Origin of the sequence: Haloimpatiens massiliensis (assembly GCF_900184255.1) — a bacterium.
Taxonomy (GTDB): Bacteria; Bacillota; Clostridia; order Clostridiales; family Clostridiaceae; genus Haloimpatiens; species Haloimpatiens massiliensis.
In genome coordinates this window covers 148,471-164,220 of sequence record NZ_LT854636.1, presented here as the reverse complement: position 1 = coordinate 164,220, position 15,750 = coordinate 148,471, and the positions used below count along the sequence as shown (strand labels likewise).

General features: G+C 29.9%; 12 protein-coding genes. 9 read left to right on the top strand and 3 right to left on the bottom strand.

What is annotated here, in order from left to right; all coding sequences use genetic code 11:
• Positions 1-147: 147 nt before the first annotated feature.
• A complete protein-coding gene (locus C1715_RS01830; protein ID WP_102398978.1) occupies positions 148-1,587 on the bottom strand; it encodes a DDE-type integrase/transposase/recombinase in 1,440 nt (479 codons plus the stop codon).
• Between the two features lie 173 nt (positions 1,588-1,760).
• Here C1715_RS01830 and C1715_RS01825 point away from each other — a divergent pair, with 173 nt between their 5' ends.
• From C1715_RS01825 to lepB, 8 genes are all read left to right on the top strand, one after another.
• Complete coding sequence (locus tag C1715_RS01825) at positions 1,761-3,200, top strand: PTS transporter subunit EIIC (protein WP_102398977.1); 1,440 nt, start codon at positions 1,761-1,763, stop codon at positions 3,198-3,200.
• Positions 3,201-3,236: 36 nt separating this feature from the next.
• Positions 3,237-3,707: a PTS sugar transporter subunit IIA gene (locus C1715_RS01820; RefSeq protein WP_035292181.1), complete on the top strand. Its 471-nt coding sequence runs from the start codon at positions 3,237-3,239 to the stop codon at positions 3,705-3,707.
• A gap of 11 nt (positions 3,708-3,718) precedes the next feature.
• The gene (locus C1715_RS01815) at positions 3,719-5,080 is read left to right on the top strand and encodes a sulfatase family protein (RefSeq protein WP_102398976.1); all 1,362 of its coding nucleotides are present in this window, start codon (positions 3,719-3,721) and stop codon (positions 5,078-5,080) included.
• 75 nt (positions 5,081-5,155) lie between these two features.
• Entirely contained in the window at positions 5,156-5,947 is a 792-nt protein-coding gene (locus C1715_RS01810; protein ID WP_102398975.1) for a sulfite exporter TauE/SafE family protein, read from the top strand.
• A 12-nt stretch (positions 5,948-5,959) separates the two neighbouring features.
• A complete protein-coding gene (locus tag C1715_RS01805) occupies positions 5,960-7,066 on the top strand; it encodes an anaerobic sulfatase maturase (RefSeq protein WP_102398974.1) in 1,107 nt (368 codons plus the stop codon).
• Positions 7,067-7,329: 263 nt separating this feature from the next.
• Entirely contained in the window at positions 7,330-7,989 is a 660-nt protein-coding gene (locus C1715_RS01800) for a LysE family translocator (RefSeq protein WP_102398973.1), read from the top strand.
• 157 nt (positions 7,990-8,146) lie between these two features.
• The gene (locus C1715_RS01795) at positions 8,147-8,710 is read left to right on the top strand and encodes a TetR/AcrR family transcriptional regulator (protein WP_102398972.1); all 564 of its coding nucleotides are present in this window, start codon (positions 8,147-8,149) and stop codon (positions 8,708-8,710) included.
• 295 nt (positions 8,711-9,005) lie between these two features.
• Positions 9,006-9,515, top strand: coding sequence for a signal peptidase I (lepB, locus tag C1715_RS01790; protein ID WP_102398971.1), 510 nt, complete (start codon positions 9,006-9,008; stop codon positions 9,513-9,515).
• 221 nt (positions 9,516-9,736) lie between these two features.
• Here the strand turns inward: lepB and C1715_RS01785 are convergent, their stop codons facing one another.
• Complete coding sequence (locus tag C1715_RS01785; protein WP_102398970.1) at positions 9,737-11,554, bottom strand: acyl-CoA dehydratase activase; 1,818 nt, start codon at positions 11,552-11,554, stop codon at positions 9,737-9,739.
• Between the two features lie 14 nt (positions 11,555-11,568).
• A complete protein-coding gene (locus C1715_RS01780) occupies positions 11,569-12,837 on the bottom strand; it encodes a 2-hydroxyacyl-CoA dehydratase subunit D (protein ID WP_102398969.1) in 1,269 nt (422 codons plus the stop codon).
• Between the two features lie 753 nt (positions 12,838-13,590).
• On the opposite strand from C1715_RS01780, the gene C1715_RS01775 reads away from it, so the two are divergent.
• A complete protein-coding gene (locus C1715_RS01775; protein ID WP_102398968.1) occupies positions 13,591-15,546 on the top strand; it encodes an OPT family oligopeptide transporter in 1,956 nt (651 codons plus the stop codon).
• The last annotated feature ends 204 nt before the right edge of the window (positions 15,547-15,750 follow it).

Below are 15,750 nucleotides of genomic sequence, written 5' to 3'. Positions count from 1 at the left end.
TACTTTGTGATTTGAAGATGAAATAACGAATTTTAGGCATGACAAAAAATCCTTTTGAGTGAAGGAAAATTTTTGATATTAGTAATCTCTACATTGAGTTATTCACGTAGTGGTTAATAAATATCCCATATTTACTTTACAACTAAATTAAGCAGAATTTTCAGTTTGCATCTTTAATATTGTTTGTTGACCAAGGTAAATAAGTAATTGCCACTTAGCAGGCATATTGCCCGCATTAGTTAAAATATCTATCTCATTTAGTGGCTTCCAGTAGTTATAAGGATGAGGACGTAGAAAGTTATAATAGGCAACCCAAAGGGAAACGCCATAAAGTGCACCATTCTCGCTTCCATAACCGCAGGTAACGCGATAAGAAGACTTGAAGGTGCGGTTAAGCCGTTCTACTACTTGCTTTACCCAACGAAATTCGGTGGATACAGCATCATTATTGGTGAGTCCGATAACTTGAGTAACATCAAAGTCCCAGCCATTAACGAGTTTACACTGCTGACTTGCAAGAGGGTAGGCACTATAGCCATCTGCAATGAATTTTAAGGCTTTATTAGGGAAGTTTTTAAACTTCTCAAAAGCCATACGCATAGCGAGGATACATGGACCTACAGCACGAGTATCGGATACTTGGTAGCCAAGAATAGACTTTTTACAAGCATCCATGATAATCCAAACATAATGCTTTATGCCTTTTACCTTAATGTATGTTTCATCAGCAGAAAGGATGTTAGAAGGATTATAGTCAAAAGTATCTACAAATGGCTTTATAACTGCGGCAGCAGTCATAGCATAATTAGCAATCATTGTATGTGAAATCTTTATACCATGTACTTCCTCCAAGGCATGTGCTGTCTGCCTAGTAGATAGCTTAAGATTAACGTGATAAGTAAGGCAAAGCCCCATAATGTGGGCATTGAACTTCTTATACTTAAAGTTAATTGCTCTAGAAGGAAGTTCATGTAAGTCCATTTTGAAGAAATCTATGGTGAACTCACGATAGATGTAGTGGAGCTTGTACTTGTGTTTATCAGCGTCACTTAAGTCTTTAGGCAGTTTGTCTAAGTTCTTGCGGTAGTAGGAACACTTAGGATTAACACATTTATGTATTCTAAAATGCTTACGATCTTTCTTTGAAGAAAGAGTTTGTCCGCAATAAGGACAACTAAATACTATAGGTTTAGTAGTGTGGTTACTTTCATTAAAATTTTGACCACAAACCTTGCACTGGTATTGACCTCTAGAGCCATTATTATCGTAGATATACTGGTGAGGGGCACCGCATTTAGGACATAGGATATTTTCAGGGACGGACTTCCCATTACGTCTCTGAACAGGTTTGGTTAGTTTATTATATTTATGTTTATAGTAAGCTAAAAGAAGTTGATAGTCTACCTTTTCAAAACGAACAATTTTAGGTAGTTTATCCACTTTGAATTTTTGATATTCGGGACTATGTGAATCCTCAAAAGCCCACTGCTTAAGAGGAATGTATTTACAAATAAACATAAGTAATTGATAAATTATTTTTAAAAGATATTGATTATAGGAAATTAAATAAGTTATAATTGAATCCATAGCAATGACATCCTTTCATGTTATTTTTGTGTTTTGGCGATTCAATTATAGCATAAAAAAGGGGGTCATTGTTTTTTTATTTAAAAAACTCTGTAACCCTTGATATATAAAGAAATTTTATAAAAATAGTGTAAAAAAACTTTACACTAACATTATGAGGTAGGAGGACTAATATGAGTATTAAGGAAAATGCGCTAGTTAACAAGTCATTTGGAGTAGCACAAAAACTAGGTAAGTCTATTTTATTACCCATTGCAATTTTACCAGTCGCAGGTTTATTTTTAGGGATTTCCGCAGCATTAACAAATGGAGCAGTTCTTAAAGCTTATCCAATACTTGCATCGCCAGGATTACAGATTTTTTTACAAATTCTAAATGCAATAGGAAAAAGTGTATTTGACGCATTGCCATTGATATTTGCAGTAGGTATTGCGGTAGGGCTTGCAAAAAATGACAAAGGTACTGCAGGGTTAGCAGCAGTAGTTGGATATTTTGTACTGATTACAACCATTAATGTTCTTTTGAAAATTACCAATCAATTACCAGCACAAGGAGTTGATCCTAAGTCTCTAGGACAAGGCTTACAGTTTGGTGTAATGACACTTCAAATGAGTGTTTTTGGTGGTGTTCTTGCAGGATTATACACTTCATGGGTTCATAATAGATTCTATAAGCTAAAATTACCAGAAATATTGGCCTTCTTTGGAGGATCTAGAAGTGTTCCAATTATTACAGCGGTGGTTAGTGCTTTATTTGGAGTTCTTATGTTCTTTGTGTGGCCGATGATAGGTAATTTAATAGGAGCTTTTGGAGAATTGGCTTCTAAATTAGGAGTATTTGGAGCATTTATTTATGGATTAATGCTAAGAACTTTATATATTTGTGGATTACATCATGTATTTTATTTACCATTTTGGACAACTGCAGCAGGCGGAGTAGCTGAAGTTGCGGGAAAAAGTATAGCAGGTTGGCAAAATATATTCTTAGCACAATTAGGAGATCCTAATACAGTGCACTTCTTTAAAAATATTGCGTTATATAATTCAGGACGTTACATACATATGTTATTCACATTACCAGCAGTATGTCTTGCTATGTATCATTCCATACCAGATAAGAAAAAACGTAAGAGAGTTTTGGGTTTCATATTATCAATAGCATTAACTTGTTTTATTACAGGAGTTACTGAACCGATATCATTTGCATTATTATTTGCAAGTCCAATACTATTTATAGTTGAAGCAGTTTTGTTTGCAATAGCTACATATTTCATTTATAGATTCTTGATAACTAAGTTAGATGCTAAAACTCCAGGACGTGAAGAAGAAAATGAAGATGAAGAAACTTCATTAAGGTCTGGGTATGTAAGTGGAAAAGCTAAGGACATTATTGAAGCATTAGGAGGAGTAAAGAATATAGAGGAAATAGACAATTGTGCAACAAGACTTAGGGTAACTGTTAAGAAAATAGCTGAGGTAGATATTGAAGGGTTAAAGAAAACAGGAGCACATAATACATTAGTAAGAGGAAAAAATCTTCAAGTTATTTATGGACCATCAGTAAATATAGTTCGGGTAGAAGTAGATGAGTATTTAGAGTCACTAAATAGTTAGATAAAATGTCAATATGCCATTAGAATAGGAGGCAATATGTTTTCCATATTTAAAAAGAATAAAATGAAATTTGTTTCTCCAGTTAAGGGAAAATTAATTAATTTAGATAAAGTAGATGATGAAGGAATTGCTAATAGAGATTTAGGTGATGGTTTTGCTATTGTACCTATGGATAATAAGGTGGTTTCACCTATAGATGGGACAATAACATTAATATTTAAAACTCTTCATGCAATTGCAATAGAAAATGATGAGGGGTTAAATATTCTCATTCATATAGGGTTAGATACAGTGAATTTAAAAGGAGAAGGTTTTAAGTCTTTCTGTAAAGTAGGAAAAAAAGTAAAAAAAGGTGAATTGCTTATGGAAGTAGATTTTGATGGCATAAGAGATAGAGTAACATCTTGTGATGTTATAATACTAGCTCAGGATAATTCGAGTTTTAAATTGCTAAAGGAAAACCAAGTAGTAGAATGTGGAGAAAATGAGATAGTACAGGTTCAATAGAGGAGGAAGATATGAATATTTTATATATACATACACATGATTCAGGTAGAATATTATCTCCTTATGGCTATGATGTTCCTACACCTAATATAAAAATGTTTGCAAGTGATGCAACAGTATTTACACAAAGTTATTGTGCATCACCAACTTGCTCGCCTTCAAGAGCAGCATTACTTACAAGTACCTATCCACATCAAAATGGAATGTTAGGATTGGCACAGCGTGGATTTTCTATAGATTATAGTAAGCATTTAGTAAATTTTTTAAATAGTGAGGGTTTTCATACGGTTTTATGTGGAATTCAACATGAAGCTGGATGGTATTTAGAACATGAAAAAGGGGCAAGTATAATTGGATACAAGGAAAATTTAACTTGTGATAATAGTAAATATAGGCAAGAAGACTTGACAATTTGGGATGGAAAAAATGCAGATAACTTGGATCAATGGATAAATAATTATGATAAAAAGAAACCATTTTTTATATCCTATGGAATGTATTCAACTCATAGAAGATATCCAGATGTTATAGATGAAGAAATTAATGAGAATATGGTACAACCTCCATATCCATTGCCAAATAATGCTAAAACTCGAAAAGACCATGCTCGCTACATGACAAGCGCCAATAATACTGATAAATGTTTTGGAAAAATTATAGAAAGCTTAAAAAGAAATGGTTTATATGAAGATACAATAATAATATTTACAACAGACCACGGATTAGCTAATCCGTTTAGTAAATGTACTCTTTTTGATAGTGGTATAGCAGTAAGTTTAATTATTAGAGTTCCAAATTCAAAAGCTAAGGGTGAAGTTGTGGATAATTTAGTATCACATATAGACGTATTTCCAACACTTTGCGATTTATTAGCTCTTGATAAACCAAATTATTTAGAAGGTATTTCTTTTGCAAAATCATTTGAAGATACAAAGGCAAAAACAAGGAATGAAATTTTTGCAGAAGTTACTTTTCACACATCTTATGAACCTATTCGTTGCATAAGAACAGAAAGATATAAGTACATAAGATATTACGATACAAAATATTTAAAAATTAATAAATCTAATATAGATGAATCTTTATCTAAGGATTATTTTTTAAATAATGATTTAGATGGACAAATAAAATTTGAAGAAGCTCTATTTGATTTATATTATGATGTTGGCGAAAGAAATAATCTTATTAACAATCCTAAATATGAGGGTATTAAAGAGAAACTTAGAAAAAAATTAGAAAAGCATCTAAAAGACACGGAAGATATAATATTAAAGGGAGAAATCCCAATTAATAAAAAATGGAAAGTAAATAAGAAAGAATGTAATTTGGCAAGCTCAAAGGATGAGAATGATTATGTAAGTTTAGGAAGGTAGTGTATAAGTGGAGTGCTAAAATTTAGTGCTCCACTTAAATTATAGCATTTTTTAATGAGGATAGAGGAGGAAAGGATGATAGGAATTTATTTTTTGATTTCATTATTATCAACTACAGTTGGAGCTATGGCAGGACTTGGAGGTGGAGTGATAATAAAACCGGTATTGGATTTATTGGGGAATTATAGTTTAAGTGTAATAAGTGTATTGTCCTCCATTACGGTTTTCTCAATGGCAGTTGTTTCTATAATAAAACAAATTAAATATAAAGTTGCAATTCAATATAAAAAAACTGTACTTATTGGAATAGGGTCTGTTTTAGGTGGATTAATAGGGGAAAAAATATTAAGAATTGTATTAGGTGTTGTGGATAAAAATTTTGTGATAATTATACAAAATGGGATTCTTGCATTTTTACTTATAAATATTTATATTTATATGAATAAAAGAAATAAATTTAAAAGTTATCATTTGGAAAATTTAATAGGTTGTGTTTTAATAGGATTATTATTAGGTATCATAGCTTCTTTTTTAAGTATAGGGGGAGGACCTATTAATGTTTGTATTTTTACTATTTTCTTTTCAATGAATACCAAGGAAGCTGCTGTTAATTCTATTATTACTATATTGTTTTCGCAGTGCTCTAAAATTACAACTATTTTTTTCACTACGGGTTTTAGCAATTTAGATTTATCTATGCTTCCTTTTATGATTATTGGTGGAATTTCAGGTGGGATTATTGGTTCCAGATTTAATAAAGTATTTAGTGGTAATGTAATTTTAGTAGTATTTAATGTAGTAGTTATTTTATTGATACTATTAAACATTTATAATATGGTATCAATGATTAATATTATTAATACATAAGAGGTGAGAAGTGTGAGAAGAAATTTAAGTATGATGATAAAGCCATCCTCTAGTAAATGTAATTTAAATTGTAAATATTGCTTTTATAATTCAATTTCGCATAATAGAAATGTTAAAGATTATGGATTTATGTGTAAAGAAATTATTGGAGAAATAGTTAAAAAAGCAAAGGAATTTTGTAATGGAGGAATTTGTACTATCGGATTTCAAGGTGGGGAGCCCCTTTTAGTGGGAATAGATTTTTATAGGCATCTAGTTGACGAAATAGAAAAAAATAATAATGGAACGAAATTTAATTTGACCATTCAAACAAATGGAACATTAATAAATAAAGAGTGGGCTAGTTTTTTTAAAGATTATAATTTTCTGGTGGGTGTTTCTCTAGATGGAATTGAAGAAGTTAATGATTTAAATAGAGTTAATTATAAGGGAAATGGTACTTTTCATAGGATTATGAGAGGTATAGAATTTTTAAAAAAATATCATGTAGAATTTAATATTCTAACTGTGGTAACAGAAGAGTTAAGCAATAGAATTCAGGAATGTTATGAGTTTTATAAAAGTAGTGGTTTTAGATATATTCAATTTATACCATATTTAAATGTTTTGGAGGAAAATGAGATGGTTGCAAACAGAAATCCATTAACCCCCAAGAAGTACGGAGAATTTCTTATTGAACTTTTTAATATGTGGTATAGGGATGTTAAAAACAATAATTATATAAGTATTAGATTTTTTGACAATATTTTATCCTTGTTTCTGGGATATGAGTATGAAGCCTGTGAAATGAGAGGAATATGTTCCTGTCAAAATATAATTGAAAGTGATGGAAGTGTTTTTCCTTGTGATTTTTATACTTATGAAAAATATTCAGTAGGTAACATATTGAAAGAGAATTTTAAGGATATTCTAGAGAAACAAAAGACAATGGACTTTATAAAAGGGTCAATAAATAGCATTGATAAGTGTCATAGTTGTAAGTACAATGTAGTTTGTAGAGGTGGCTGTAGAAGACGTAGAGAGGATAGAAAAAATTTTAATTATTTATGCGAGTCATATTATAAGTTTTATGACTATTCCCTTTGTAAATTTAGGGAACTTGCTGTACTTCAAACTTAGAGCATAAAATTTTCATTACTTTAATACTCTAATATAAAGGATATATTATCCAAATATGAGCCCTTTTGTTTTACGCATATTCTCTACATTACCTTGGAATATAGTTATAAAAACGCATCTTTATATTGAAATTAATGTAATATAAAGATGCGTTTGACTTAGTAGAAAGGTCTAATTCTATTTTGAAAAACCTAAAAGTATGATATAATTTTTAAATGTAATGAAGAATTAAAGTGCTAAGGATGGAATGGGGTTGAAATTTCATGATACTTATATTGAAAGCATTAGCAATTGGTATGTTTGTTGCAATACCAGTAGGCCCTTTGGGACTTTTAGCCGTACAAAGAACAATGAGTAAAGGTAGGAAAATGGGATTTTTATCAGGTGTGGGTGCAGCAGCATCAGATATGATTTACTCAACCAGTGCGGTGTTAGGAATGGGATGTATTGAACTTTTTTTACAAAGGCATAAATGTTTAATTAATTGTATAACTGGAGTGCTGTTTTTAATAGTTGGTACATGCATTGTAATGAAACTTAAAAAACGAGAAAAAAATAAAAATGGAGAAAAAAATAGAAAACAGAAAAATAAAAATAGAGTATTATCAGATGAAGAGGTGATTCATCCAGCTTTTACTCATTTTGTTATGGGACTTTCTAACCCTATGACATTTTTAGTATTTATAGTTATATTTGCAAAGATGGGTATAGACTTTAGAGCAAATGGAATAGTAAAAAATATGCTATTTATTATCAATATTTTTATAGGTTCATGTATTTTATGGTTAATTACTACTACTTTTATAAAATCTTCAAAGAAAAACGTTAAACCTAAAAATGTTTTATTTATAGAGAAGATAATAGGTATGGTAATTATTTCATTTGGTGCTATAAGTATATTAAAAGGTATATTAAAACTTTAGATTCTGTGAAGTAAAATCTTGTAGAAACAAATAATATCTAATAAATAACTAATTAGTTAGATGAAGTTTTGTTAAACTAAAAAATATTAGTAATAAAGATTGTTTGTGATAAAGTTGAAAAGAGGATGGTTCATTTGAAAGTTCGAGGTGAGCAAATTTGGCTAGAATAATTAAAAATCTAAGAGAAGTGATTTTAGATACAGCTAGCGACATACTATATAATGAAGGGTATTCTAATTTGAGCATTAGAAGGGTTGCTAAGGAATGTGATATTGCTGTTGGAACTATATACAATTATTTTCCTACCAAAAAAGATCTTGTGGTAGAGATGATGACAAACTTTTGGAAAGAGTATTTTTTTGATATTGAAACTATATTGCAATCACAGGAAGGGTTCTACCAAAAACTTAAAAGCATATTCAATTCACTTTCTAAATTTATAAAGAGATTTAAAGATGTGTGGTTAAAAAGTGATATTTATTCAACTCCAGATTATATTGAAAGCGGTTTAAAAAGAGAGAATATTTATATAGATAAATTAATATTAGTTATACAAGAGATGCTTAAGGAACAATTAAATGATAACAAAATTTATAATAATGAACTATTAGATACGAAGAAAATGGCTAGTTTTATTGTTATGAATTTTATTACCATGGTGCAAATGCCACAATTTGAATATGAATTTTTCGAAAGCATGTTAAAAAGATTATTAAAATAATTGGTAATAGAATCATATTTGAATATGCAAATAACAGATAATTTTTATATGAATTAAAGTCAATAATGTTTATTAAAAACTAAAGGTCTTTAAGCAAATAATATGCTTTTAGACTTTTTTTATGTGAAATAAGGTTTTGTTTGCTTTTAGGAATATATTAGAAATTATAGTGCATAATATTTTGTATGATGTTATAATTAATTTTATAAAATATAGTTAAATTAGATTTGTATTATCATATAATATGAATTTTATTTGTATGCTGGAAATTACTGGCTTATTAGGGGGTTGTTTTATGCAAAAACTTTTTAAAGAGTGGATTGTACCGGTTTTAGCTGCACTTATACTGGCTTTTGTTATAAATAAATTTGTATTTTTCTTTATATCTGTACCTACAGAATCTATGTATCCTACAATAAAACCTGGAGATAAAATAGGTGTTACTAAGGTGTATAATAGAGAAAAATTACAACGAGGTGACGTAGTAGTTTTTTACTCAAAGGAACTTAAAGTTATGTTGATCAAGAGACTTATAGGACTACCAGGAGATAAAATAGACGTAGGAGAAGATGGAACTATATATTTAAATGGTGAGAAAAAAGCAGAAGCTTATGTAAAGAATCCAGGTGGAAAGGCAAACGTTTCTTTTCAAGTGCCTAAGGACAAATATTTATTTATGGGAGATAATAGGGCAAATTCGTTAGATGCTCGTTATTGGAATAATAAGTATATAGATAAAGCTGATATTAAGGGAAAGGCTCATTTTATTATATTTCCATTTAGTAGAATAGGAAAATTAAAATAATATAGTAAAATGTAAATAAGTAATTTAATTTTCGCAGTTATAAAATTACAATTTGAAATTGGAAATTAAGGAGAAAACTCCTTTAGGAGTTTTGTAGAGTTTAATAAAATATAAATTAAAGAAATTACTATAAAATATCTATAGAATAGTGGCAAGGAACTATGCTTGTTTGCATGAGTTATTTTGCCACTTTTCTATATTTATCCTGTGTAGAATGATTTTTAATGGGTATCAATACTTGGATTGGACATTGATAAAAATTTTTCTTTAGCTAAAAGAGCAGCCCCTAGAGCTCCTACTATTTGAGGTTCCTCTGGAACAAATATGTTCTGGTTAGTTAGTTCTTCTAAGGATTTTACCACTCCGATATTTTTAGCAACACCGCCAGTCATCATTATTTCACCAGATTTTTGGACTCTGTTTACAAGGGAAAGAACTCTAGTGGATACGGATTTACATAGTCCATGAACTATATTTGCAGTTTCCTGATTTTCTGCTATAAGCGAAACTACCTCAGATTCAGCAAATACAGTGCACATGCTGGTTATAGTTATATCTTTATTCCATTTCAAGTAATAGTCGCCTATATCTTCTATAGGTATGTCTAGTACTTTACACATATTTTCCAAAAATCTTCCAGTGCCTGCAGCACATTTATCATTCATGGCAAAGTCTTTTACATTTCCATTTGAATCCAATTTTATTGCTTTACTGTCTTGACCACCTATATCTATAACAGTTCTAACGTCTTTTTTTAAATGATGTACACCTTTAGCGTGGCAAGTTATTTCAGTTATCGCTTCTTGTGAAAAAGGAATGTTGTCTCTGCCGTATCCTGTAGAAACAATGTATTTTAAAGTTTCCTTATCTAGGCTACATTTACGTAAAGCTTCTTCTAAAGCTTTTTCTGCTCCATTCATACTCTTAGGGCCAGTCTTAACTACAGAATATGAAATTATATTTCCTTGGCAATCTAATATTACTGCATTAGTAGAAGTAGAACCACTGTCTATGCCTGCAAAAAAAGTATTATAATCTTTAGTACTTGCTATGAGATTTGCAGTGGTTACTATGTTTTCTTTGATGTTTAATGTATGTTTTTTAGTATTTACTACTTTCCCTAATTCATGGTTTATACTTTTAAGTTTAAGAGATTCGGCAAAAGCTTCTAACCTTGTTTTAATTTGACCTTCACTCTGTATCAAAAAATCCGTATCTATTTTTAAAATAGGTATATCTATATTGTTTTTTAAATAAGTGTAATCAAAGGAATAATAATCACAAAATTTTATGGTATGATATATTATTCCTTTAATATTTTCTTTATTTTTCTCTATTAAATTATATCTTTTATTTATATCGCACATTCTCATACAAGGAAATTGATTTAATATATCCTTACAGTAATTCATTATTAATGTTTCTTGTGAGAGGGTTATTGAGTCTTTCGAAGAAGTTAACATATCTTTTAAGGCTAATGTTTTATTTAAAGTTAGATGATTATTTGTACAGGTTATATCATAAATTGAATAACCGTTACTTTTAATAATCTCTAGCAGATAATTCTCCAATCTAGCTCCAGCTAAAAGTAGGATATTCTTTGAAAGTTTTTCAGCACATTGAGTATTTATATTTTCTTCAGTTTCTAAAATTTTTAAAAAGTATTCAATAGAAAAATTTTTATGAAAGTAGTTTTCTAGAGAAGATATGAATTTTATGATTTCGTTATTTAAAAGTTTATAAGAATTATTATTAAGTTTTCTTGGCATATCAATTAAGTATACAAATTTAAATAAAGAATGGTTTTTCATTATATCGTACAATCTTCTTATACTGTCGCAGCAATTAACTAAAACAATTTTATCTATATTTTTTTCATAACAATCTTCTATTACAGCTTTCGCATAAGAACACATATTGTTATGGGTTAAATAATTGGATTTATTAAAGGTGTGTATATGTGGATTTATTTTATATGTGTCTTCACCAAAGCTTTCTATTATGTGAATAGGTGTATATTTACATAAATATCCTATCATAAAAATTACCCCCTTTAAAAGTTTTGCCACATTTCTAAAAAGGCTTCTAGTCTAGTTTTTATTTGCCCTGAAGAGCTATTTCGTCTATCTATTCCATCACCATCTATAGAAATGAAAGGAATATTTTCTTTTGTAAGAGCGCTTTTTATAAGTTGAACTCCTCCACTGGATTGCTTGCACCCCCATTGACAAAAGTTTATAACTCCATCGGCATTTAAGCACTTATACATTTCTAAAATATTATCAATTTTTCTTTGAAACATTCCATTGTATTGATTATAAATCATTTTTTTACTTAAAGAAGCTAAAGGGTTTGATATATCCATTTCTTCCATATAATCAAAATTTAAATCACAAGTTAATATTTGATAATCATTACTAAAATTAAAATATTCTCTTAAAGTTTTGTGATAAAAAGGTAGTAAGTGTATCCACAAAATTCTTTTAGTGTTTTTATTACAGTTAGGTAAGCTCTTTATGTCTTTTAAAAGCATTTCATAAAATTTTAAAGTTTCCCTTCTGCCTATAGACACATGGGATGCAAAAAGCTTGTACATCTCAATCGTTAATGTATTTGGGAAATATTTGTATTTTAATTCATTATAATATTTTTTTAAAAGTTGTTTACTTTTATTTTCTCTATCTATAACTTCTTTAAGTGACTCATAATTGAAATGTTTTCCTAATAAATCTTCCATAAATAGAATTAATTCCTGAAGCTGATCTACTACATATACTTCAGCATCTTTAGAGTACTCATAAGGAATATCTATACTGTAAAATGGAATATTATATTTAGAAGCTGCATATCTAAAAGTATTTATATTAGCATCGCATATTATGGAAGAAGCAGTGGAAAATAGAGGTTTAGGTAAAACTTCAGATTCAATTGCACCTAAAAACGCTTTATGATAGCTACATAAAGTTTCTCCTAGACCACTAGTCTCTTCTATATTTATAAAAGCATCTTCACATTGAAGTCCAGAAAGAAAGGAAGAAAAAGCTTCTACAAACAAAGGATATATGTTCATAGCTTGCAAAATTTCTGTAGGTGCAAATAAATTTACAAAAGCAGACCTATTTGGATTTTTTAGTGGTTCTAATATATATTTTACACAGATAGTGTTTAAGTACTGAAGTGAAGTAGGTAAATTTTTATCAGGAGATAAGCGAGTTCTTTTTTCTTCTAAAGTTAATCCAAATTTAATTAAATTTAGAGATAAATTAGGGTTACTTTTTATATTTTTTTTAATTATATTTCCATAAAAATTTATTATATCCAATCAAATCGCTCCTTTAGATTAGTCCCCATAATATAAAAAAAGGGGGGGAGCCCCTTATTTAAAAATTGAAAGAGAATTATACAAAACTCTTACAAAATATGAATAACTTCCATTTTATTTTACTATTAATTTTTTGAAATGTCAAAAAATTAAATGAATAATTTGTATATTCAAATAATTGATCCAAATGCAATTTATGTATTATTTCCAATAATGTGCTTGCTATAAATTTTATTTCTTTATGCAAAATAAATATAAATGTGATTAAGGCACATTCAAATAAATAACAAGTCAGTATGCTAGTCTATTTTGCGTCATACTGCGTCAGCAGAACCCACCGATAGTTCTACTAGCGGCGGAACCTGCTTCCTTGTCTGACACAAAATATACCAGCATCTTTGACTTGTTATTTATTTTCATGTACCTAAAATATGAAGCTTAAAAAAGTATAATTAAAAGGATTTTTTATTTTTGAAAAATTTTAATTTTAGTAAATAATTAATAAAAATAATTAATATAAAAAAGACAAAAAAACAAAAATGTTTTAAAATGAAAGAAAATAATAAAAAAATGACGAAAAAACTAAAAATAATAAGTGAAAATTGGAATAATCGACTTATTTCGAGGTTAATATTTTATTGAGTTTATGATATTATAAAATAGCTTAAGAACTAGGAATTTTAAGAATATTTTAAACTGATGATTAGTTCTAAAAGTGATGAAAACAATTACCTAACAAGGGAGGAGAAAAAAATGGAACAAAAGAGAAAACTTTCTCACACTGCTTATGGTGGAATAAAGGGCGAAGATTATGTTCCTTTTGTACCTACTAGTGAAGCAATGCCAGAGACAACTTTAGTTTCTATAGCAATAGGCTGTATATTTGCAATCGTTTTCGCTGCAGCCAATGTTTATTTAGGATTGCAGGTTGGACTTACAATAGCAGCGGGAATTCCAGCATCAATTTTGGGTGCAGGTATGCTAAAAATAGTTTTCAAAAGAAATAATATTTTAGAAGCAAATATGATTCAGTCTATAGCATCTATGGGAGAGTCTATAGCTGGTGGTATTATATTTACACTTCCAGCAATTATAATGTGGGGAATGAAATTAAGTCTTACAACTATAGTTGTATGTACATCTATAGGAGGACTTTTAGGTATATTATTTGTTGTTCCTTTTAGAAAGTACTTGATTGTAGAACAACATGGGGAATTAGTGTTCCCAGAAGGAATGGCGGCATCAGAAGTTCTTGTTACAGGAATGGAAGGTGGATCAGGCTTTAAGACAGTTATGACTGGTTTGCTAGGTGGAGGAGTATTTAAATTCTTATCTAGCGGTTTAGCCTTATGGAAGGAAGCACCAGAATGGACTATAGCACCAATGCAAAATACAATATTTGGTTTTAATGCTATGGCATCAATAGCTGGTGTTGGATATATAGTTGGCATAGAAGTAGCTTTATATATGTTTGGTGGAGCACTAGTGGCTTGGTTTGGACTTATACCTCTAATAAAATACGTAGGAGCTGGGCTTGCAGCACCGCTATTCCCATCAACAGAATTAATAGCTAATATGGATGCTTGGGCAATATGGAGTAAATATATTAGATATATAGGAGCTGGTGCTGTTGCAGCAGGTGGATTTATAAGTTTGGGTAGATCACTTCCTACTATAATAAAATCCTTTAAAACAGCTATGGCAGGAGTAGGCGGAGCACAAGATGAAAATAAAAATGTTAAGAGAACAGATATAGATACACCAATGTCTTGGGTATTAGGTGGTGCGGTACTAGTATTCTTATTATGTTGGTTATTACCAATGCTAAGATTAGGAATTATAGGATCTATACTTGTAGTATTATTTTCATTCTTCTTTGCGGTTGTATCAGCTAGAATGGCTGGTATAATAGGAGTTTCAAATAATCCAGTATCAGGTATGACTATTGCTACATTGCTATTTGTAACAGCCGTGTTAAAGGCTACTGGATATACTGGAAATGCAGGAATGCTTGTAGCTATTACAGCAGGTGCTATAGTTTGTATAGGAATAGCAGTGGCTGGTGGAGCTGCTCAAAGTTTAAAAACAACTTATATAATAGGTGGAACTCCAAAAAGAGTTGAATGGGGTATGTATGCAGGGGTTGTTATAGCATCTGCAGCAGCCGGTGGAGTATTGTTAATGTTAAATGCCACTTATGGCATGGGAACAAAAGCAATACCAGCACCACAAGCTATGCTTATGTCTATGGTTGTTAAGGGAGTTATGACAGCACAGCTTCCATGGGCTCTAGTATTTGTTGGAGCTATAATAGGAATATTCTGTGCACTAGCAGGTCTTCCAATACTTCCAGTGGCATTAGGATTATATCTTCCAATACATTTAAGTGCAGCAGTATTGTTTGGAGGAATAATAAGAACTCTTGTAGATAAAAAATTCGAAAATAACGAAGCTCAAGGAAAAATCCAAACAGAAAGAGGAATTCTTCTTTCTTCAGGACTTGTGGCAGGAGATGCTCTTACAGGCATAGTTATAGCAGTGTTAACAGCTATAAAAATTGGAGGAACTACTATAGCATCAAAGATTATGGTGGGACCAAAGATTATGCCTGCTGTTGCAGAAAGTTCATGGACAGCTCTAGTTGCATTCTTAATTTTGGGATTATGGATATATAAATTCTCATCTAAAGTAGAAGAGGTTGCTAAATAATATAATAATGTAAATAAAAGAGCTATTGACTATAAATAATAATATTTGTGGTCAATATGCTCTTTATAATATTAGAACATGTAAAATAAAATTACGTATTTGATGTTATTACATAACTGAAAAATGTAAATGATTACTAACTCAACTTTTGCACATAAAGTTCAAGCTCTACATTAGATTAATAAGGGTTTTTATTTAAAATTT

Excerpts from the sequence above, each read along its gene's own strand:
- C1715_RS01775 (WP_102398968.1), top strand. The coding sequence starts at position 13,591 with ATGGAACAAAAGAGAAAACTTTCTCACACTGCTTATGGTGGAATAAAG.
- C1715_RS01825 (WP_102398977.1), top strand. The coding sequence starts at position 1,761 with ATGAGTATTAAGGAAAATGCGCTAGTTAACAAGTCATTTGGAGTAGCA.
- C1715_RS01810 (WP_102398975.1), top strand. The coding sequence starts at position 5,156 with ATGATAGGAATTTATTTTTTGATTTCATTATTATCAACTACAGTTGGA.
- C1715_RS01800 (WP_102398973.1), top strand. The coding sequence starts at position 7,330 with ATGATACTTATATTGAAAGCATTAGCAATTGGTATGTTTGTTGCAATA.
- C1715_RS01830 (WP_102398978.1), bottom strand. The coding sequence starts at position 1,587 with ATGGATTCAATTATAACTTATTTAATTTCCTATAATCAATATCTTTTA.
- C1715_RS01820 (WP_035292181.1), top strand. The coding sequence starts at position 3,237 with ATGTTTTCCATATTTAAAAAGAATAAAATGAAATTTGTTTCTCCAGTT.
- C1715_RS01785 (WP_102398970.1), bottom strand. The coding sequence starts at position 11,554 with ATGATAGGATATTTATGTAAATATACACCTATTCACATAATAGAAAGC.
- C1715_RS01815 (WP_102398976.1), top strand. The coding sequence starts at position 3,719 with ATGAATATTTTATATATACATACACATGATTCAGGTAGAATATTATCT.
- lepB (WP_102398971.1), top strand. The coding sequence starts at position 9,006 with ATGCAAAAACTTTTTAAAGAGTGGATTGTACCGGTTTTAGCTGCACTT.